The organism is Brasilonema octagenarum UFV-OR1 (assembly GCF_963888615.1).
Classification (GTDB): domain Bacteria; phylum Cyanobacteriota; class Cyanobacteriia; order Cyanobacteriales; family Nostocaceae; genus Brasilonema; species Brasilonema sennae.
Window position 1 is genome coordinate 17,075 of sequence record NZ_CAWPKW010000272.1, and the last position, 20,234, is coordinate 37,308.

General features: G+C 42.9%; 16 protein-coding genes. 8 read left to right on the forward strand and 8 right to left on the reverse strand.

What is annotated here, in order from left to right:
* Window positions 1–353: 353 nt before the first annotated feature.
* The 3 genes from AC5590_RS22770 (at window position 354) to AC5590_RS22780 (ending at window position 3,381) form a co-directional block, all read left to right on the forward strand.
* Entirely contained in the window at window positions 354–1,097 is a 744-nt protein-coding gene (locus tag AC5590_RS22770) for a hypothetical protein (RefSeq protein WP_169265678.1), read from the forward strand.
* 523 nt (window positions 1,098–1,620) lie between these two features.
* Window positions 1,621–2,973, forward strand: a complete 1,353-nt coding sequence (locus AC5590_RS22775) for a S8 family serine peptidase (RefSeq protein ID WP_211178484.1) — start codon at window positions 1,621–1,623, stop codon at window positions 2,971–2,973.
* Between the two features lie 21 nt (window positions 2,974–2,994).
* A complete protein-coding gene (locus AC5590_RS22780) occupies window positions 2,995–3,381 on the forward strand; it encodes a hypothetical protein (RefSeq protein WP_169265679.1) in 387 nt (128 codons plus the stop codon).
* Between the two features lie 83 nt (window positions 3,382–3,464).
* On the opposite strand, the gene AC5590_RS22785 is transcribed toward AC5590_RS22780, so the two are convergent.
* The 3 genes from AC5590_RS22785 to AC5590_RS22795 form a co-directional block, all read right to left on the reverse strand.
* Window positions 3,465–4,625 (reverse strand): NAD(P)/FAD-dependent oxidoreductase, encoded by a 1,161-nt coding sequence (locus AC5590_RS22785; RefSeq protein WP_169265680.1) that lies wholly within the window; start codon window positions 4,623–4,625, stop codon window positions 3,465–3,467.
* 96 nt (window positions 4,626–4,721) lie between these two features.
* Window positions 4,722–5,603, reverse strand: coding sequence for a hypothetical protein (locus tag AC5590_RS22790; RefSeq protein WP_169265681.1), 882 nt, complete (start codon window positions 5,601–5,603; stop codon window positions 4,722–4,724).
* A 50-nt stretch (window positions 5,604–5,653) separates the two neighbouring features.
* On the reverse strand, window positions 5,654–6,517 hold the full coding sequence (locus AC5590_RS22795; protein WP_169265682.1) for a hypothetical protein: 864 nt from the start codon (window positions 6,515–6,517) through the stop codon (window positions 5,654–5,656).
* Window positions 6,518–7,196: 679 nt separating this feature from the next.
* Here AC5590_RS22795 and AC5590_RS22800 point away from each other — a divergent pair.
* The gene (locus tag AC5590_RS22800; RefSeq protein ID WP_169265683.1) at window positions 7,197–9,119 is read left to right on the forward strand and encodes an iron uptake porin; all 1,923 of its coding nucleotides are present in this window, start codon (window positions 7,197–7,199) and stop codon (window positions 9,117–9,119) included.
* Window positions 9,120–10,160: 1,041 nt separating this feature from the next.
* Here AC5590_RS22800 and AC5590_RS22805 read toward each other — a convergent pair.
* Window positions 10,161–10,535, reverse strand: a complete 375-nt coding sequence (locus AC5590_RS22805; RefSeq protein ID WP_169265684.1) for a helix-turn-helix domain-containing protein — start codon at window positions 10,533–10,535, stop codon at window positions 10,161–10,163.
* 146 nt (window positions 10,536–10,681) lie between these two features.
* Between AC5590_RS22805 and AC5590_RS22810 the strand changes: the two genes are divergently transcribed.
* A complete protein-coding gene (locus AC5590_RS22810; protein ID WP_246163114.1) occupies window positions 10,682–10,957 on the forward strand; it encodes an O-methyltransferase in 276 nt (91 codons plus the stop codon).
* A gap of 118 nt (window positions 10,958–11,075) precedes the next feature.
* A complete protein-coding gene (locus AC5590_RS22815) occupies window positions 11,076–12,455 on the forward strand; it encodes an ATP-grasp domain-containing protein (protein ID WP_169265686.1) in 1,380 nt (459 codons plus the stop codon).
* A gap of 502 nt (window positions 12,456–12,957) precedes the next feature.
* Here the strand turns inward: AC5590_RS22815 and ilvD are convergent.
* Window positions 12,958–14,883 (reverse strand): dihydroxy-acid dehydratase, encoded by a 1,926-nt coding sequence (gene ilvD, locus AC5590_RS22820; protein WP_348982715.1) that lies wholly within the window; start codon window positions 14,881–14,883, stop codon window positions 12,958–12,960.
* 147 nt (window positions 14,884–15,030) lie between these two features.
* Here ilvD and AC5590_RS22825 point away from each other — a divergent pair, with 147 nt between their 5' ends.
* On the forward strand, window positions 15,031–16,359 hold the full coding sequence (locus tag AC5590_RS22825) for an ATP-grasp domain-containing protein (protein ID WP_169265687.1): 1,329 nt from the start codon (window positions 15,031–15,033) through the stop codon (window positions 16,357–16,359).
* Between the two features lie 86 nt (window positions 16,360–16,445).
* Here the strand turns inward: AC5590_RS22825 and AC5590_RS22830 are convergent, their stop codons facing one another.
* On the reverse strand, window positions 16,446–17,363 hold the full coding sequence (locus AC5590_RS22830; RefSeq protein WP_169265688.1) for an isopenicillin N synthase family dioxygenase: 918 nt from the start codon (window positions 17,361–17,363) through the stop codon (window positions 16,446–16,448).
* Window positions 17,364–17,740: 377 nt separating this feature from the next.
* Between AC5590_RS22830 and AC5590_RS22835 the strand changes: the two genes are divergently transcribed.
* A complete protein-coding gene (locus AC5590_RS22835; RefSeq protein ID WP_169265689.1) occupies window positions 17,741–18,535 on the forward strand; it encodes an aminoglycoside adenylyltransferase domain-containing protein in 795 nt (264 codons plus the stop codon).
* Window positions 18,536–18,849: 314 nt separating this feature from the next.
* Here the strand turns inward: AC5590_RS22835 and ychF are convergent, their stop codons facing one another.
* Together ychF and AC5590_RS22845 are read right to left on the reverse strand one after the other, a co-directional pair.
* Window positions 18,850–19,941 (reverse strand): redox-regulated ATPase YchF, encoded by a 1,092-nt coding sequence (gene ychF, locus AC5590_RS22840; RefSeq protein WP_169265690.1) that lies wholly within the window; start codon window positions 19,939–19,941, stop codon window positions 18,850–18,852.
* A 66-nt stretch (window positions 19,942–20,007) separates the two neighbouring features.
* Window positions 20,008–20,193, reverse strand: coding sequence for a hypothetical protein (locus tag AC5590_RS22845; protein WP_169265691.1), 186 nt, complete (start codon window positions 20,191–20,193; stop codon window positions 20,008–20,010).
* Window positions 20,194–20,234 lie beyond the last annotated feature (41 nt).

Consider the following 20,234-nt stretch of genomic DNA (forward strand, 5'->3'; position numbering starts at 1 on the left):
CTCTTCTTAATTTGTAACAAATAGTACTTGTTCTTAGCTTCTAACCTAGGAATGATAATTCATTATCATTAAAAAAAGAATTGTAATTTTTTTGTCTCAGTAGAGAATTCAATCTGTTTAAAGATATACTGCACTAATTCTTGAGACTACTCAATGATTTCACGAGACTGTGACAATAATCTTACGAGTAAAGATTAAGTACAAAGACAAACAGCTATTATCAATGCACTTCTATCTAGGGATAGAACACATTATCCCCTAAAGTTTACAATGAACCGGATAAATTTTTGCTTACATAGAATCAAGTTCATCAATTCATCATCTTGCTTTCAGTGTCCGTTGTGAAATACTCTATGACACTTCTAGTCGAACTCTATAAAGATATCAGTCTAGGCTTTCACCAGACGAAAGATTTTCTTAACCACAGCGTTAACTCTTTAACGACATCAGCACAACACATTGGCGAGTCTTGGCAGCAAAGAGCATCTCAAGCAACTAATCGCACTGTTGATACAGTGACGACAACCCTTGAGCAAGCTAAAGTTTCTGTTGAACAAACATTCCAATCAGCAGAGCAAGTCAAAAATACAACAACGGTGGCTGTTCAAACAGCTATTTCTTCTGCTATGAGTGATTGGTTTGAGCAACATCCTACACTTTTGCGGCTGGTTCAAATTCTTGGTTGGGCGGCTAACCACCCAATCATCAGTTTAGTGGTTCTGCTTTTTGCCCTTGCTGTTACTTGGAGCGTGATCAAAGCAATTGGTCGTATCGTTGAGTCAGCCAGTTTATCAGTTTTGCAAGTTCCTTTGAAATTACTCCAAGCTCTTGCAAAGCTCAGCTTTGTATCATTTACCAAACTTGGTAACTTGGCCTTTAAGCAACTGAGCGATAGGAAAACCACTGATATTATACCAACTGTACTACCTACAATCTCTCCACAAATTCACAAAGATAAGCAACAAAGATTGGTAGAGATTTCTACTCGACTAGAGGAAATTCAACAAGAACAAAATCACCTTTTACAAGAAGCCGCAGAGCTTTTGGCTTCAGAAAAAATTGATACAGAAGCACAAATGCAGCACTATATCAAATAAAGGGTGGCAAATAACAATTCAAAATGGACTGCTTGCTTGCACTCTACAAAATTTCAAATGAAAGATATTTTCAATTTGAAGATTTAAACCCCAAGTAAAACTGAGTAGCGACAGGGTGGGGTGAGGCAGCGCTGCCGGGGCATACCCTCAACACTTTTATACTGAAAATTTATAAATATATTTAAAAACTTGATTTTGGGAGAGCAAAATTAATTAGTTAATGAATAACACATTTTCGACACAAATCGGAAAAAATCGTCAAAAGTTCATAATATTTAAATTTTTGCTATTTTTATAAGCAGGTGAGAGACACATGGACGAGAATTTCGTCCATCTCCATAGTGGCTTTTTGGCAAAGCGGAGCTCTATTGGCAGAGAGTTTGCACATTTTTTCCTGCCAGTATACCTGAGCCGGGAAAAAATTTGTGAAAAAACAATACAGAAGATAGAGTCAAAATTCCGCAATCACACTATGGTAAAAAACTAAGCCGATGAAAATAAATTGAAGAAGAGGTAGATCGCAATGAATCCAGAAAATAAGATATCGCCAGCTTTCGAGCCATTTCTTGCCGAGATGGGGCGGGATGACAAGCGCGATGCGATTGTGATCTACAAAGCGCCACCAGTTGAAGGTTTGCCGCCACGAGGTCGTTTGCGTGAACTAAAAAATAGGTTGGTTGAGGTTCAAAAGCGGGCTGCTAATCAAGCAGCGGCAAAGCTTTTTGATGAGTACCACGAAGCAAGTCAAGACATGGGATATCAAAATGAACCTCTAGAGGTTTCTACTATCGGTTCTGGCGCAATGCCAATGGCGACAGTTGAAGTGACTGCCAAGACGCTAGAAGCCCTGGTGGAACAACCTAATGTGGTTGCTATTCTGCCAAATCAAAAAATTCATCTCATCCAACCCCGGAAAGTCGAGTATTCTGAGTTATTCACCGAGGAAAACAAAGATAACGTCACTTGGGGATTAAAACAGCTTGAAATTCCTAAATTATGGGAGACAACCACCGGCGAGAACATCAATGTGGCGGTACTAGATACAGGGGTGTATGCTGCCCATCCAGCACTCGAAAAACGAGTCAAAGAGTTTGTGGTCATTGATCCACTCGGTCGGCGGATTAGTGCCAAGCCAGCTTTTGACTCTGGACAGCATGGGACTCATGTTTGTGGGACGATAGCAGGAGGTAAAACCCCAAAAGGTCTCTCTATTGGCGTTGCGCCGCAAGCTAATTTGCTAGTTGGTGGTGTTCTGATCGGAGATACGACTTTACGAACCTTGTTGGAAGGTATTTCTTGGGCGATCGAAAAAGGGGCTGATATTATCAACATGTCCCTTGGTTTAAGTTATTACGAACCTTTGTTTGCTGAGGTACTTGACATATTGGTGATGCAGTATGGTATTTTACCTGTAGTCGCGATCGGCAACGAAAACCACGGTAACACTAGCTCACCTGGCAATGCTTATAATGCCTTCAGTGTGGGTGCAATAGAAAAACTGCCATTAGACAAGGTTGATGTCGCATTCTTTAGTAGCGGGGCGAGTCTGGTGTTTCCAGGAGACGCTCCAAACGTTTTGGTAACAAAGCCAGATGTTGTTGCCCCAGGTGCTCAAATCTACTCCTGCATACCGCCGACGAGAACACCTCACGGAACCTACGAATACAACTATATGGATGGTACTTCTATGGCAACTCCCCATGTTGCAGGCGTTGCGGCTTTACTGATGGCAGCTAAGCCAACAGCAACTGTAACAGATATCATGAATGTACTCAAGGAAACGGCAAAACATCCAGGGGGATCAGGTCGTCGTCCTGACAATAGGTGGGGTTGGGGTTTACTCCAACCTTGGGAAGCTTTGAGTGCTCTTAGTTGAGGACTATCAGGGAAGTGCATCATGTATCATAATGGCAAAAACAAGATTAGTTCTGAGTTTGCATGTCGGCTAAATAATCTAGCGCCTCAACAGAAGGTTAGCGTTATTGTATTTTTAAAGCTAGAAAATTTAGATAAGCCGATAAGCTTGCGGCAGTCACGTGCTGAACGCAAAGCAGCGATGGAAGGGATACGCAACTCAGCCAAGCAAGCTCTAGATTACATACGCAAAATTATACAGGACTTTGGAGGCACACAGTTAGCCGAAAGTCCTGATGTTTTAGGGACAATTCCTGTTGAAATTTCTGCGGCTGGTGTCGAAGCTCTTGCTGCGTCTGATGCAGTCAAAGCCGTGGTAGAGGAACAGGATCTTATCCCAGCAAACACTACCAACAGATTCTACATTTAAGGTTGTGAGTGTTATAAAAAGGAATTGCTGTTTTGCTGAGTACTTGTAGCAAGTGGCTTAAGCATTAGTTTTTATTATAAGCCCTAGGACAAGTTTTGAAAGCGAACAGGGGATAATTTGGTAATAATTTCGTCTTTCATTCCAAAGACCCAATTAGCAAAACGTTGTGCCAGAGGAGGCACAATCACAAGGGGATTGCTAAAACCAGAAAAAACGTGAACACTTTCGTGCTCTGGGATGAGGCCAATCAAGGGAAGTGCATCATTAGTGAATGACACCAAACAATGATGCCAAGTTCCCGGTAATTTGTTTAATTTTGGCAAAGTTTTTCCGATGCTTGCTCTTAACTCAGCTTCGCTTTGCTTGGAGTCAACATTGGTGTGAGGATCTGTGATGGCGCGGCTGATTTGACCAAGGCGAATACTACCATCTCGAAATTGAACTGCGCCTGCATCTAAGATAGGTGGTACTAGCTCAAGACCTGATTGGTTCCACAATTCGTCATTTTTAGTGGAATCTGCTTCTAATTGGAATCTTTTTAGATTTGCTGGCATGACTATGGTACGCAGTTGTATATCTACAGGCGGAGTTTCAATCATTTCTGCGTGAGTGAAATACAGCTTGATAGAAATGCCTGATGATTTAAGGAGTTCTCGGCTCAATCCACCAGCACACACTACTGTATTAGCAGTGTTGTATGTTTCTTTTGTTGTTGTCACTGCTTTTGGCAGTATTTTCACAACTTGGGTAATCGCCATTTCACCGCCTGCACGCAAAAAGGCGTTAATGTAAGCTTGGGTGGTTTTTCCAGGATGGATGTGACCGTGTTTGACAGTTAAAGCAGCCGCTATAGCCTCCTGATTCAACAGAGGTTCTAATTCACAGGCTTCCTTCAAACTAAGCAATTTGGGAGGGATCGCAAAACGAGTGTCGGACGCCGCTGCGCTTGCTGGATCTGTATCGGCAGAAATCGTCAACAATAAATCCAGTTCGCGGAACTCAGTATCAGCGTCCAACTCTTGTGAGAGAATGCGGTGACGTGCGATACCTTCGTCGCACAATTGGCGAGTGAGTGGAGTGGTACCAGACCAAAAAGCTAAACCACCATAACTATAACGAGTTGCATTGTGTGGTGTTGCATATTGTTCTAGTAAAAGCACTTTGCAACCTTTATTTACTAGTTCGTAGGCGAGTGCAGCACCCGTAATACCAGCACCAACAACAATCCAGTCGTAGGTTTTCATTAAATATCTTTATTAAGAGCCTTAAAAGATATTCTCTCTGTTTAGTGCTACTCCAACACCAAGCAATTTAATTATGAGATTATCATCCTACCGCAATTATTTTCCAACAGTAATCTTCATAGTCTTTCTATCTGAAGAACGATTTGAAGTCGCATCTTGACGTTTTGCTTGGGTAGGAACGCTCAGTAACTTAGGCTTCGTTGAGCTTAAAGTTAAGGTAGGTGAAGGTTCAGGTGCGGCGACTCTGGCTTGACCTTTTCTGAAAACTATTAAAGTGATATTTGCTTGATTCTTAAAAGAGCGTTTTACAGAACCACGAACAAACGTACTAGCAAATTTTTGACTTCCGGCAAAATTAGAATCTTTCAATTCAGAGGTGATTGTCACATTTTCGTTTTTCTTGCTTGTCAAAAAGTTATCATTCCCGGATGTGTTTAAACTTGCAGATAGAGAAAAGAACACTAAAGGTTTTTTTCCAATACTATCTGGGTTGGATAATAAATTGGCAAGATAGTCTGGAAGAGTTTGTTTCGGTATATCAGAAGTATCATATAAAAAGAAGGAAACTTCTCTAATAACGCTAACATTCTCTATATTTTGTGAAGCATTTATTAAGGTTTCTAAATCTAAGGCAGATGTAAAATTGAAAGAGAAAGTATTTCCTGCGTTTATCAAGAAATTACCAACAATAGTTGCATTAGTTTCTGCGAATCCAAAATAATCTCTATTTTCACCCGAAGCTGAACTAGTTGCAAAAGTCGATACTACTGTATCGTCAGTTTCTACGACTGCATTATTGTAAACAGTCGCTGTACCACCATCCGCATGAGCTGAGGTATCAGCCTGATTATTACTATTGACAGTGGAAAAGCTTTGACTCAAGTTTGTTAAAAAGAAATCTCCATAAGAAAGAGCAGAAGTCGCCGCCTGAGTAGGTGACACGGAGGGTTCAGAAGTAATTGTGTTTGGAGTAGCCATGAAAAAACCTCTTTGCAAATTTTTAGTATAGATCTTGACGTCATTTATATCTACAATTTAACCACTATTATTCCAGAAGAGTCCTTTAATTTTTTTGCTCGCGATCTACCTTTATGAACTATAGCTAGTAATCCCAAAAATAATAGTAAAGCTAAACTCGTTGAAGGTTCAGGTGCTGTCACTCTTGCCTGACTTCTCCTAGTCACAATCAAAGTAAGATTTGCTTGTTTTTCAAAATAGCGTTGGAAAAAGCCCTCATACTCAACTAAAGTGTGTTCTTCATTTCCTTCAACATCAGTTTTTTTATAATTTTCGGTTAAAGTAATATCTGAACTATTCTGATAGTTTAGATAATCATTTCCAAGAGTATTGATATTCCCACCAAGATGAAAGAAAGAAAGCGGAGTTTTCTTGATGCTGTCTGGATTGTCTAATAAATCAATAAGAAGATCAGAAAGAGTTTCTTCTGGTATGTCTGAAGTATCGAACAGATAAAAGGCAATATCCCCTTTTGCTTGAGCATTTTCTACTGGAGATGCATCTATTTGTGTCCCTAGATTTAGAAAAGAGGAGAAATTGAAAGAAAGGGTTTTACCAGCATCTATATCAAAATTAGCAACAATTTCCGAATCGCTTTGTACAAGTCCTGTGTAGTTTATACCTTCACCACTCACTGTACTAGCAACATCAGTAAATGCTCTTAGTGGAGAATTTGACGTTTCTACGGTTAGATAATTTTCCAAGCTTACAAAACTGTTCTTACCCATAGCAAGACCTTCAGTCTCACCATGATTGCGGCTGTTAAATTCTGTGGAAAGAATTCCATTGAAATCTGTCAAACTTAATTCTCCATCAGAAAAAGCAAAAGTAGCAGCTTGACAGGGTGAGGTGAAAAGCACAGAAGTCGCTACCAAGGGGGTAAACAGTAGCCTAAACCGCTTGGCAAATCTCAGATATTGCTTCATAAAATCCTCTTAATATTTAGTTTGCTTCTCTGTGTTGCGAGACTCTTGATAAGAGATACAAAAGGAGCGATCGCGATTCCGTAATTCTCAGGCTACTTTTACGAAAGCTACATAAAATCTATCTATGTATCAAAAAATGATACATAGATATTCACCCGATCCCTGTGCATGAAGCTTAAGTTATATCTTATACTCTGACTAGAGTAACTTTACTCATTTTTTTGTCAAAGATTTATCAACGCTTAATAAAAATTAACAATTTAACTCAAAAAAATACCGCAAATATACAGTAAAGTTTTGTCATAAGCAGGTGTTGTCATCTTTTGTATTTTGTAAGACAAAACATGAGACTGTGATAAATAAAGCAATACTTGGTGAAATGATTACTATAGAAATTACGAATAACAGCTTATTTGCATTATTGCTCTAAATAGATTTATCATAATTAAGCACTTGCGGTAATTACTCATAAAGTAATTAGCAAGTTCACTAAAAAAGACTCTTTTCATAAGGATTCATGAAAGCGAGGCAAGTAACATAGTGTTGCAAAGTTTGCCTTGATTTTATTTAATCTTTATTTTTCCATATCGCAGTCTAAATTTCTCTATTTAAGTGTGTGGGGGTTGCCATGAGAAGATTTTTACTAGCTTCTGTTAGCGGAGCCAGCTTTCTATGTTTAATTGCTAGACCATTATCTGCACAAGTAATACCGAATCCAGATATTGCTAATAACACATATATAATCAATGATGCAGCGGAACAATTACCAGATAATAACAGTACTTTCATTGAAGTTAAAAGTAAGATTCATTCTATAAAAAAACGTAGTCAGATTCAGGAAAAATTCATTGTATCTGCGGATAGCAAACAACAAAACTCATTTGCTTTGAATCAGAAGCAGGAAAGCAACGATTTAGGGCTAACTGCAAAATTTCCAAATCGAGTCCCCGCATCAAATGTGATAGCACAAGTGACATCCGTATCGCAATTATCTGATGTACAGCCTACGGACTGGGCGTTTCAAGCACTGCAATCCCTGGTTGAGCGTTACGGTTGTATTGCTGGGTATCCGAATGGTACTTATCGAGGCAATCGCGCGATGACTCGCTATGAATTTGCTGCTGGCTTAAATGCCTGTCTCAATCGAGTCAACGAACTTGTTGCCACAGCGACTGCTGATTTGGTAAAAAGAGAGGATTTAGCCACCTTGCAGAGACTGCAACAAGAATTCACAGCAGAACTTGCGACACTGCGAGGTCGGGTAGATGTTGTAGAAGCTCGCACAGCAGAGTTGCAGGCAAATCAGTTTTCCACAACAACTAAACTAAGTGGTGAAGCTATTATTGCAGCTATTGGTACTACAGGAGGCGCTCCTGGTAGGAATGATCCAAATATTATCCTGACAAATAGAGTGCGGTTGAATCTCAACACCAGTTTTACAGGCAAAGACTTACTGATTACTGGTTTGCAAGCTCATAACTTTTTAGGTGGTTTGGATGGTCGCGGTAGCCTTCAAGAATCTTTGGGATTAGCTCCGTCAGGATTTAGTGCCAGTAGCGCTCGTGTCAGTTTTGAACCGCAATTTCCTGGCGTCGATCCTAAAACTTTGTCGAGCACTGGTAGCAATGACGTTGAGCTTTACAAGCTGGTTTATATCTTTCCCATTGCTAAAAAATTAACTTTGTTTGCTGGAACTGCAGTGGAATCATCGGATGCCTTTGGTAGCATCATACCTTTTTATGGTGAAGGACAAGAAGCGATTTCTCGCTTTGCAGGTTTGAACCCCGTGGTGCGTGTCTCCGGTGGTACTTCGGGTACTGGTTTGGCATCGGCTGCAGGATTTATCTTTGACATATCAAAGCAGTTTGATGTAAGAGCTTTTTATGCGAGCGCAAATGCCAATATTCCTACTTCTGCTGCGGATGTTCCGGGTCTGCCGGGAGTTTCTAACACACCTTTGGGAGCAGGTGTGTTTGGAGGTAGTAGTATCGTGGCGACACAATTAACCTTTAGACCAAGTAGTTCCCTGGATATTGCTTTCAACTATGCCCACAGTTATCACGAAATCAACATCCTGGGTACAGGATTAAGCAGTAGTGATTTCGGTGCTTTGGCTGGTGTTTCATTGGGAACACCAGTTGAACTAAACTCTTTTGGCGGTACAGTAACTTGGCGTTTATCTCCAAAAGTTGCTTTATCTGGCTACGGTGCAGCAATGTTTGTTGATGATTCTTCGGGTCGTGTTGATGCTTCTACCACCTTCACAAGTTGGATGGCGGGATTGCACTTCAATGATTTATTCAAACCAGGAAACAATGCGGGGATTCTTTTTGGACAGCCACTTTATCGGACTTCTGCAGATGGTGATGCTAGACTGACTCCTGCTGGTGAGCGGCGGGCGGTTCCTTATCATTTAGAAGCTTACTATCGTTTTAAAGTCAGTGATAATATCAGCATTACTCCAGGAGCATTTGTCCTGTTTAATCCCGAAGGCAACAGTAGAAATGACACAACAACTGTAGGCGTACTCCGCACCACTTTCACCTTTTAACGCATTTGGACGGAATTCCCCATACAGGAGTGCGGTGGGCGAGGTTGCGCCCTCAATCAAGGGGACTCAATGTCCCTTTGATTGACAGTCTACAATGAGTGTACCTAACGTGGCAACGACGGATGAAACGGGAAGCCCTGAACACGAATAAGACCGTCCTTATGCTAGTTGGAAACGGGGGAAGCCCCATCTTCAACCGTTCGCGCAGCCTGCCGTCAGGCATAGGTAAGATGGGGTACTTCACAGGAATTCAGAACGCACAACTCATAATTAGAATTTCTTCTGAGTTGTGCGCTCTGTATGCCTTTAGCTTCTTCGCCGTAAGGGTTAGTAACTGTAACTAAAATGGAAGCTTGAATATAGCTCGTAAAGTAATCCCAAACTTTATGGATGGGATAGTGGGATTGCCGTTTATCCCTGTAGTTTTAGCACTTTGGACTAAGACTACAAACGTAAATGTCTATTTTTGACTACTTGTGAGTAGCTTTGTACAGATTTTTATGAGCGGTACGCAAATAATTTATCTGTACTTATAGCAGGGAACACTTCCATCCTGAGTCCTGTGTCCTCCGGACACGCTCCGCGAACGGACTGCGCTTGCGCTTACGATAAAGCTCAGGGCAACGCAAGCTCCCTGAGTCCTGTGTCCTCCGGACACGCTTCGCGAACGGACTGCGCTTGCGCTTACGACAAGCTCAGGGCGGCGCAGTGCATTGCGCTTAACGCTTAACGCTTAACTGATTAAAGGTTGAAGAAACCCAATAATGCTTAATCTACGACCACGACGCGTTGTTTGTTCTAGGCGCTTTTGCTCTCCTCGTTGGTAATAGGTATAACCAGGTTCGCTCCATGCACAAAACCCTGATTCATCCAAATACTTTACGTCTATTTCTCCAGTTGCAGCATATCTAAGTCTGCTTGCTTTATTTCTCTGATTTTTGGGTCTTGTTTCCCTTTATGACAATTTCAAACCTCTTTTCCAAATGATCCCCTTTTTTTAAGCACCCGTCTTAATCTGTCGGGACTCAATTTAATAGAGCGTTAAGCGTAGCTCTGCCGTAGGCAATCGCTTTCTAACTTTTGGGCTAACTGAAGACTGTTATATGTACGTGGTTCCCTTTTTAGGCATTCTTCCAAAAAAACTATGTCCTCTTCCTTGTACTTCGATTTCCCACCTCTACCTGGCAATTCCCAAAGTCCTTGTATACCAAGCTTTTTCCATTTGTGTAAAACGTCTCTAACTGTTTGTGTATCCCAGTTAAAGTGAGCAGCAATCTTTTCTACATAAGCGCCGTGTGCATTTAACCTGATTACGTCTGCTCGTTCTTTGACTTTGTGTGGTACATCCGCAGTTCTCAGATTTAACAGGGTTTTATCTTCCTCACGAGTTAGAAATACCCTTAAACGAGCGCCCATATCTCAATCACCTCGGTAGATGCATTCTCCGTATTTACTTATCTTTACATAGTTTGGTTTTTTCACGCCTACTTACTTATCTGTGGTTTGACTTTCATAAATTTGACTTTTGCAAGAAGTTTCTTCAACAACCGCTCAAGAGCTACTTGAATGTTCAACGTTTTGCTAACGCCCCTCACAGTGGCAAAATTCGTGTAGAATTGGCACCAGCATTAGAAACACTCTACAAGCTAGCAGCAGCAGAGCAGTCATTTGACTTGGTGTCCATTGATGCTAAAAAAACTGAATATGTGCAGTACTTTAAAATACTGATAGACGACAATTTGTTGTCTGCCAACAGATTGATCTGTGTGGACAACACGTTGCTTCAGGGCAAGTTTACTTGCGACCACAGGAGCAAGTCAAAAATGGGGAGGCGATGATCGCATTTCCCTTCAACTGCATCGTCGTCTAAACAAGGGAAGGAGCGCATCTGTTTGTCCGCTTAACCTCTGACTCGCCACCAGCTACTGGTTCCACTATCATGTCACAATTACAACTATGAGAGAGCAGATTTTTGCAATCTTCCGAAACTTGGGCACTCTTGCATTACTGGCGATCGCATTTCCCTTTAACTGCACCGTCGTACTCGCATCGCTGCTGTGGAATTTTTTCAGCCGACGGTTCAGCAAACAAGTGGTTTTGAACGAGAATCCGAGAAATATCTTGATCGGTGGTGGTAGAATGACCAAAACCCTTCAACTGGCGCGATCATTTCACGCTGCTGGGCATCGAGTTATTTTATTTGATCTCGACCAATACTGGTTCAGTGGTTATCGATTTTCCAACTCTGTGGCTGGCTTTTACACAGTTCCTGACTCGCAAGAAGACTTAGAAGCTTATACTCAAGCCGTGCGTGCGATCGCCAAAAAAGAAAACATAGACTTTTTTGTCCCGGTAGGCATTTTTGCTGCCAGCTACTTTGACTCCGAGCGTAAGCCAGTGTTATCAGGCTATTGCGAGAATTTCCACTTCGATGCTGATACAATGAGTATGCTGGATAACAAGTTTACGTTTGCCCAAAAAGCACGCTCACTCTCGCTATCTGTCCCGAAAACCTTCTTAATTACAGATCCCGAACAAGTTCTTAAATTCGACTTTTCTAACGAAAAGCGCAAATACATTCTCAAAAGTATTGTCTATGACTCTGTTTTACGCTTAGATCTAACTAAGCTACCAATGGATTCTCCCGAAAAAATGGCGCTTCATGTTAAAAGTAAGCCAATTAGTGAAGAGAACCCTTGGACATTGCAAGAGTTTATTCCCGGAACAGAATACTGTACTCACGATACCGTGAGAAACGGTGAATTAACAGTACACTGCTGCTGTGAATCATCTGCTTTTCAAGTCAATTACGAAAACGTTGAACACCCACAAATTCAAGAGTGGGTGAGTCATTTTGTCAAAGAATTACAACTGACTGGACAACTTTGTTTTGACTTCATTCAGGCGGAAGATGGGACGATTTATGCGATCGAGTGCAACGCTCGCGCTCACTCTGCGATTACAATGTATTACAACCATCCAGGTTTTGCGGATGCCTATCTTAGTAAAGTGCCTCCAGCTGAACCTCTCCAACCCCTGAGTGATAGTAAACCTACTTATTGGCTTTATCACGAACTTTGGAGACTTAATGAAATTAGATCGTTAAAGCAGTTGCAAATGTGGTTTAAAAATATTTGGCGAGGAAAGGATGCAATCTTTGAAGTTAACGACCCACTACCGTTCTTAATGGTACATCACTGGCACATTCCTTTACTATTACTTGATAGTTTGCGCTCCCTAAGAACTTGGGTGAGGATTGATTTCAACATCGGGAAACTCATACAGTTTGGAGAAGACGTAAGATATAAAACCTCTACCTCTGCAACCCCTAAGTGATAGTAAGCCTGTCTTGAAAATAAGGAGGGAAGGAGTGAACGCAGTTCATCACGATTGACTTGAAAATAGAACTTAGAGCTATCTCCTCCGGAGACGCTACGCGAACGACAAGGCTCAGCTACCAAACTCAGAACTCAGAAGAAAAGAGAAATTTTCATGTGTCCTGGTGAGGCAGTGCGTTGGGCGGGTTTCCCGACTTGAAGCAACTGCCGAACCCGGAGGGTGTACGCCCCTCATGATAGCTACTTATTGGCTTGATCACAAATGAATAAGATACTGGCATTGAATCAAACAATCACTCTCTGTCTACTTACCGTAGTTTGTGGTTCCATTACCTGAAAATGGCTATAACTGGTGTAGCTATAAATCGCTGATGTTCGGTTGATGGCAAAAATTTTACCCAAATCCAAAATAGGGTGGGGAGGCAAGGATAGGCTTTCCCACCTTACCATTGACCTGTTGCAAGTGACACAACCCCCGTTTTTCTGTCTTTTGTATTTCTCTACTCGAGCACTTCCAGGTTTCGTACCGCGCCTTGATCCGCGCTCGTCGCCAGCAGTGCATAAGCCTTGAGCGCGGGAGTCACCCGACGCTGCCGGGGTAGCTCCGGCTTCCAGGCATCTTTGCCCTTCGCTTCCATGGCAACACGACGGTTGGCTAATTCCTCCGCCGATAGATCCACATTGATGGTACGATTGGGGATGTCGATCACGATGCGATCGCCGCCCTTGACCAGAGCAATATTGCCGCCCGCCGCCGCCTCCGGAGAAACATGACCAATCGAGAGACCCGAAGTACCGCCTGAGAAGCGACCGTCGGTCAATAAGGCACAAGCCTTACCCAGACCCTTGGATTTAAGGTAACTGGTCGGATAGAGCATTTCCTGCATGCCAGGTCCACCACGCGGACCTTCATAGCGAATGATCACCACATCACCCGATTTCACTTCATCGCTGAGAATTCCTTTAACAGCGGCATCCTGACTTTCATAAATGCGCGCCCGACCTTCAAACACATGAATGCTTTCGTCTACGCCTGCCGTCTTAACAATACAACCGCGCTCAGCCAGGTTGCCGTATAGCACAGCAAGTCCGCCCTGAGTGCTGAAGGCGTTTTGGACGCTGCGGATACAGCCGTTTTCCCGATCCAGGTCGAGTGAGGGCCAACGGGTCGATTGACTGAACGCTTGCTGAGTTGGAATACCCGCAGGGCCTGCCTTGAAGAAGGTGTGGACGGCTTCGTCATCAGTACGCATGACATCCCAGTGATCGAGCGCTTCCAAGAGCGTCTTACTGTGAACCGTCGGCACCTCTGTGTGGAGTAGTCCGGCACGATCAAGTTCGCCGAGAATGCTGGGGATGCCGCCAGCACGGTGAACATCCTCGATATGATACTTGGGTGTATTAGGTGCCACCTTACAAAATTGTGGAACCTTACGCGACAGGCGGTCGATGTCGGTCAAGGTGAAATCAACACCAGCTTCATGGGCGGCGGCTAGTAAGTGCAGAATGGTGTTGGTTGAACCGCCCATGGCGATGTCCAGCATCATGGCATTTTCAAACGCTTTGAAACTGGCCACGGAGCGTGGCAGTATCGATTCATCGTCCTGCTCGTAGTAGCGACGGGTAATACTGACAATGGTTCGCGCGGCGTTGAGGAACAGATCCTTACGGTCGAAATGGGTTGCAAGCACAGTGCCGTTACCTGGCAAGGCAAGGCCAATCGCTTCGGTGAGACAGTTCATGGAGTTGGCGGTGAACATGCCAGAGCAGGAGCCACAGGTTGGGCAGGCGGAACGCTCATATTCCTCGGCAACCTCGTCGCTGATACTGTCGTCCGCAGCAACCACCATGGCGTCCACCAAGTCCAGTTTGTGCTCCGACAGCTTTGTCTTACCGGCTTCCATGGGACCGCCGGAGACGAATACTGCGGGAATGTTGAGACGTAGGGCTGCCATCAACATACCAGGGGTGATCTTGTCACAGTTGGAAATGCAGACCAGGGCATCGGCACAATGGGCGTTGACCATGTACTCGACCGAATCGGCAATGATCTCACGCGAGGGCAGACTGTAGAGCATCCCGTCATGCCCCATGGCGATGCCGTCGTCCACTGCGATGGTGTTGAATTCCTTGGCTACACCACCAGCAGCTTCAATCTCACGGCACACCAATTGGCCTAGATCCTTGAGGTGAACGTGACCGGGTACGAATTGGGTAAAAGAGTTGGCGACCGCAATGATTGGCTTCTCGAAATCCGCAGTGTGCATTCCGGTGGCGCGCCAGAGCGCACGGGCACCCGCCATATTGCGTCCCTGGGTGGAGGTTTTGGATCGATAGGTCGGCATGGCACATCCTATTCGTCTAAGGGTTTTTAATAGTTTAGACTTTTCAATCGCATCGTCAAAGATGATTCTCGATTTGAGCAAGTGTTATTACCAATTCGAGATGGCTTGACGATCATATATGCGAGTTTAGGAAAGCTAAGAAGCAAGGGCAGAACTGCATCTGCTTGTCCCGCTTGATTTTTCCAAGTGACCAACCACTGATTCCACTATCATGTCACAATTATAAGTATGAAGGAGCAGATTTTTGTAGTTTTCCAAAACTTAGGCACTCTTATATTACTGGCGATCGCATTTCCCTTAAACTGCATCGTCGTTTTGACTTCGCTATTGTGGAACTTTCTCAAGCAACCATTTGGCAAGTCAATTGTTGTCAACCCCAATTCCAAAAATATCTTGATCGCTGGCGCGAGAATGACGAAAACTCTTCAGCTAGCGCGTTCATTTCATGCTGCTGGGCATCGGGTGATTATAATTGACATCGAAAAATTCTGGCCAAGTGGTAATAAATATTCTAACTCTGTTGCAGGCTTTTATACCGTTCCCGATCCAAGCAAAGACTTAGAAGGCTACGTTGAAACCCTACACGCGATCGCCAAAAAAGAAAAGATCGACTTTTTTATCCCTGTAGCCATTTTTTCTGTCATCCACTACGATCACGGCAAGCGACCATTACCAGACGATGTAGAGTTTTTCCACTTCGATGCTGATGTCACGAAGATCCTGGATGACAAATTTGCCTTTGCCGAAACAGCGCGATCGTTCGGTTTATCAGTCCCCAAATCCTTCAAAATTACCGATCCCGAACAAGTCATCAACTTTGACTTTTCTCAGGAGAAGCGCAAATACATTATTAAAAGCATCCCCTACGATCAAATACGTCGCTTGAATCTCACCAAGCTACCTTGCGATGCACCAGCAGAAACAGCAGCATTTGTCAAGAGTCTGCCAATAAGTGAGGAAAACCCGTGGATTATGCAGGAATTCATCCCTGGAAAGGAATACTGCACTCACACTACCGCGCGAGATGGAGAGTCAAGAATGTACTGCTGCTGTGAGTCGTCCGCCTTTCAAGTCAACTACGAAAACGTTGATCAGCAAGAAATTATGCAATGGGCGAGTCACTTTACCAAAGAACTGGGAAAAACCGGGCAACTTTCCTTTGACTTCATCGAGGCAGAAGACGGAACTGTTTACGCGATTGAGTGTAACCCCCGTACTCACTCCGCCATTACTATGTTTTACAATCATCCAGGGGTAGCGGATGCCTATCTTGGTAAAGAACCTCTGGCTGAATCTTTGCAGCCTCTTGCTGATAGTAAGCCAACCTACTGGCTGTACCACGAAGTTTGGCGGCTGAATGAGATTAGATCGTTTAAGCAACTGCAAACTTGGGTAAGAAACATTTTGCGGGGGAAAGAAGCAATTTTTGAGGTAAGTGATCCCTTACCCTTTCTGCTCGTACATCACTGGCAGATTCCCTTACTGATTCTCGACAATTTACGAAGACTCAAAGGTTGGGTAAGAATAGATTTTAATATGGGCGAGCTGATAGAGTGAGAACGAAGAAATCCGGTATTCATTGGTTTTCCTCACCCAAGATCAAGGTAGACATTTTGTAGGTGGTAGGTTTATTCAAGAACCGTTTAATAAGTTGCCTGTAAACGGCTTAAAAGATATTCTCCTGCAAGAATAGGAGGATAAATAGGTGATTTGTCCCTTTGACAGCTTTCTAGACAAACAATTTCTGTATAGTCATTGGGATGACAGAAAAATGCCACAGAATATCTTGACTGGTTGAGTGTATCATCATTTTGAATCATCACTCGATGCTTAGTTGAGCAAAACACGTGATTTGTCCAGCGTTCCATTAAATCGCCAGTGTTGACGACGATGGTATCAGGAGTTGGTGCAGCTGCAATCCACTTTCCTGATGCTGTTCGTACTTCTAATCCCCCAACTTCATCTTGAAATAACAAGGTAATGCTGCCATAGTCGGAGTGTTCACCAGCGCGAACTTGTCGTAGTTTGGGTGGCTGGGATAAAGATGGATAGTGCAGCAGCCGCAAAGTATGATTTTGCTGGTTATGGTTTGTGGCAAAAAAATCTTCTGGTAATTTTAAAGCCAAAGCGATCGCTTGCAACACATTGTTAGCAAGTTCTGTACAAGCTTGGTAAAAGTTGATAATATGAGGGTTTTTTGCAGGAGAAGATAATTTATCTGTGAGAGCTATATCTGTTAACTTTTGTTTACCAATATTAAACGCTTCTTTCAAGTCTCCTGGGTTATTGGGGTTAAGACGTTCTCTTTCAAGACCAACATAACCTTGATTGCTAAATTCATCCGTCCAAGCTAACTGTTGCTTTACTGTTAAAGGTAAATCGAAGAAGTCTTTGCTTTGTTTAAGTACTTGGTGAATTAAGTCATTTGATATGTTTGTATTTTTTAAGTACATGAATCCTATTTGATGGCAAGCTTGATAGATTTGTTGAACGACAGTTTGCCTGTCTGTTGCATCACTACTAGTGAAGAGATGAAAATCAATGATTGGAATCATAACCATAATATTTTGTGATTTTTTGTTAGTTATTTGATAATGACTAATAAGTATCTTGAATTTGAAATTTTGAATTGATTGGCGGAGGAATTAAATTCGCTGAAGATTCTACAAGTAGAGGCAGAAGAACTAATAGAGAAATTTAGTTATAAAGACGAAGAGTTACCAACTACAGAAACAATTCGGCTTAAATTGAATGATGCGCGGTTATCGCCTCACACGGGTTGCGGGTGTAGGGAAAATGCTCACATTCCTCACTAGATCTACTACAAGGGGTATGGCAAGAGTTGCTGCGGTAGGAGTGCCAAGTTGCGCTCATACCTTGCTATGATTGGCTTTTAATTTTTACTGCCTTTGAACAACAAAAATTTACGGAGTGGAGTATGGATACTCGCATACCAGAATGTATTCGTCCAATATTAGCTGATTATTTGTTGTCATTACGAACCGAACTACCTGATCTTATAGATGCTTGCTATATTCATGGATCTATTGCACTTGGTGCGTTCAACCCACACTTGAGTGACATTGACTTCATTACTATCCTCACACGACGAGCTACAGCACAAGAGGTAGAGAATCTAAAAGCCGTCCATCAAGAGCTAGAACTGATCTATCCACAGTGGAAACTAGAAGGAAGTTATTTGCAATGGGAAGACCTTGGGCGCTCGCAACAAGAAATTGCTCCCTATCCCTACTACCATGATCGCGTCCTGCGTTCTGCTGGTTATCATGATGTGAACCTGGTCACCTGGTGGGTGTTAAAACATCGAGGCATTTCCATCATTGGACTTCCATCACAAATGCTTGCATTTGCAGTAGATTGGAATCTGTTGCAAATAAAGATGAAGGAAAATTTGAACAGCTATTGGGTGAGTTGGACACGATCACCAAGTAAAGTAGCATATTTACTAACGGATAGTGGTATTCAGTGGGCTGTGCTTGGCGTTGTGCGACTCTTTTACACTTTAAGAGAGCATGATATCACCTCAAAAACGGAGGCTGGCCGATATGCATTGGTGCATCTTCCAGCAAAGTGGCATCAGCTTATCCAAGAAGCAATCAATCTCCGCGAAATTCGGCACGGCTCCTCCTATCGCAGCAAAGTGAGTCGGGCTGTTGAGGCAGTACGCTTCTTACGCTATGTAATTAATGTATGTAACGAACAGGCATCTTAAAAAGAAAACGGCTAGTGGGCGTTATTGGTTGGGTTTTAAGAGATAGAAGTTCCCAGTTTTATTAGTGTCGGAACAATTTCAAAAATTTGGTGCTGAATTTTAGAACTTTCAAGCACTAAAACTCAATTATAAAGGGAAAAGTTCCGGCTCCAAAACTCTTTACAGAACTTCCGAATTAAACATGGCACCGCGTGTCAGCAACTCTTGCATTGGGCGTACAACCGGGGATTAAGAATAGCTATAGTTCTCAAGCCTAATTAAGAAACCCAGTTTCTTGAAGAAACCGGGTTTATAATTACTTCAATTTCACAAAATCACACATTAAAGCGGAACAACATCACATCGCCTTCTTGCACGACGTAATCTTTTCCTTCACTGCGAACTTGCCCTTTTTCTTTGGCACTATTCATTGAACCTGCTGTGGATAAATCCTTATAAGCAACAGTCTCTGCCCGAATGAATCCTCGTTCAAAGTCGCTGTGAATCACACCGGCTGCTTGTGGTGCTGACATTCCTGCTGTGATCGTCCAAGCACGGGTTTCTTTTTCTCCTGTTGTGAAGTAAGTACGCAAACCTAACAAAGTATAAGTAGCGCGAATTAAAGATTTTAAACCACCTTCTTCTACACCCAAAGATGCCAAGAATTCAGACCGTTCTTCTTCTGGCAATTCAACTAATTCCGATTCAACTTGGGCAGAAACGACGACAACTTGTGCATTTTCAGCTGATGCAATTTCTCGCACTTTTTCTACGTATTCATTACCCGTTGCCAATTCATCTTCAGACACATTGGCACCATAAATGATCGGTTTATTGGTGAGCAGTTCTAGTGGTTTAATAATCTCGGCTTCTTCTTCGGTCAAACTAACTTGCCGTACTGATTTCCCTTCATTTAATGCAGCAGCTAATTTTTCCAGCAAAGCTAATTCAATCTGTCCTTCTTTGCTAGTACGAGCTTGTTTACGGGTGCGTTCAATCCGTCGTTCAATTTGTGCCAAATCGGCTAAACCAAGCTCTAAATTGATGATTTCAATATCTCGTGCTGGCTCAACTGAACCAGCAACGTGAATGATATCATCATTCTCGAAACATCGCACGACATGAATAATTGCATCAACTTCCCGGATGTGGGAGAGAAATTGGTTACCCAGTCCCTCCCCCTGGCTAGCACCTTTGACCAAACCGGCAATATCTACAAACTCAACACGCGCCGGAACAATTTGTTTTGAGGAGGAAATCTTCGATAAAACATTTAACCGCTCATCCGGCACAGAGACAATGCCGACGTTCGGTTCTATAGTACAAAAAGGGAAGTTGGCTGCTTCTGCCTTGGCATTGGCAACCACGGCATTAAACAAAGTCGATTTTCCAACGTTGGGGAGTCCGACAATTCCGGCTCGTAGCATCTTAGATTTGAAATTTTGGATTTGGTACCAAACGCTATCTTAAAACAAAACTACTCGCAAGGAGTTTCAAATAGGTGCCGGTACAGGTTGGGGAATAGGTGCTGGAACTGGTTGGGGAATCGGAGCAGGAACTGGTTCTGGTACCGGTCCTGGTATGGGTTGTGGAATTCTTGGTTCCGGTGATGGTTCGGGATTTGGTAATGGAGGAGGAAGCTGTGGTTCAGGTAATTGTCCAGGATTGGGATAAATCATAGTATCTTTACTGAAATCATTCGACCTTACCAACCTAGATA

What these genes read in the sequence shown, in the direction of transcription:
- AC5590_RS22770 (WP_169265678.1), top strand. Translation starts at nt 354, where the DNA reads ATGACACTTCTAGTCGAACTCTATAAAGATATCAGTCTAGGCTTTCAC.
- AC5590_RS22825 (WP_169265687.1), top strand. Translation starts at nt 15,031, where the DNA reads ATGAAGGAGCAGATTTTTGTAGTTTTCCAAAACTTAGGCACTCTTATA.
- AC5590_RS22775 (WP_211178484.1), top strand. Translation starts at nt 1,621, where the DNA reads ATGAATCCAGAAAATAAGATATCGCCAGCTTTCGAGCCATTTCTTGCC.
- ychF (WP_169265690.1), bottom strand. Translation starts at nt 19,941, where the DNA reads ATGCTACGAGCCGGAATTGTCGGACTCCCCAACGTTGGAAAATCGACT.
- AC5590_RS22800 (WP_169265683.1), top strand. Translation starts at nt 7,197, where the DNA reads ATGAGAAGATTTTTACTAGCTTCTGTTAGCGGAGCCAGCTTTCTATGT.
- AC5590_RS22830 (WP_169265688.1), bottom strand. Translation starts at nt 17,363, where the DNA reads ATGGTTATGATTCCAATCATTGATTTTCATCTCTTCACTAGTAGTGAT.
- AC5590_RS22805 (WP_169265684.1), bottom strand. Translation starts at nt 10,535, where the DNA reads ATGGGCGCTCGTTTAAGGGTATTTCTAACTCGTGAGGAAGATAAAACC.
- AC5590_RS22845 (WP_169265691.1), bottom strand. Translation starts at nt 20,193, where the DNA reads ATGATTTATCCCAATCCTGGACAATTACCTGAACCACAGCTTCCTCCT.
- AC5590_RS22785 (WP_169265680.1), bottom strand. Translation starts at nt 4,625, where the DNA reads ATGAAAACCTACGACTGGATTGTTGTTGGTGCTGGTATTACGGGTGCT.
- AC5590_RS22835 (WP_169265689.1), top strand. Translation starts at nt 17,741, where the DNA reads ATGGATACTCGCATACCAGAATGTATTCGTCCAATATTAGCTGATTAT.
- AC5590_RS22780 (WP_169265679.1), top strand. Translation starts at nt 2,995, where the DNA reads ATGTATCATAATGGCAAAAACAAGATTAGTTCTGAGTTTGCATGTCGG.
- AC5590_RS22790 (WP_169265681.1), bottom strand. Translation starts at nt 5,603, where the DNA reads ATGGCTACTCCAAACACAATTACTTCTGAACCCTCCGTGTCACCTACT.
- AC5590_RS22815 (WP_169265686.1), top strand. Translation starts at nt 11,076, where the DNA reads ATGAGAGAGCAGATTTTTGCAATCTTCCGAAACTTGGGCACTCTTGCA.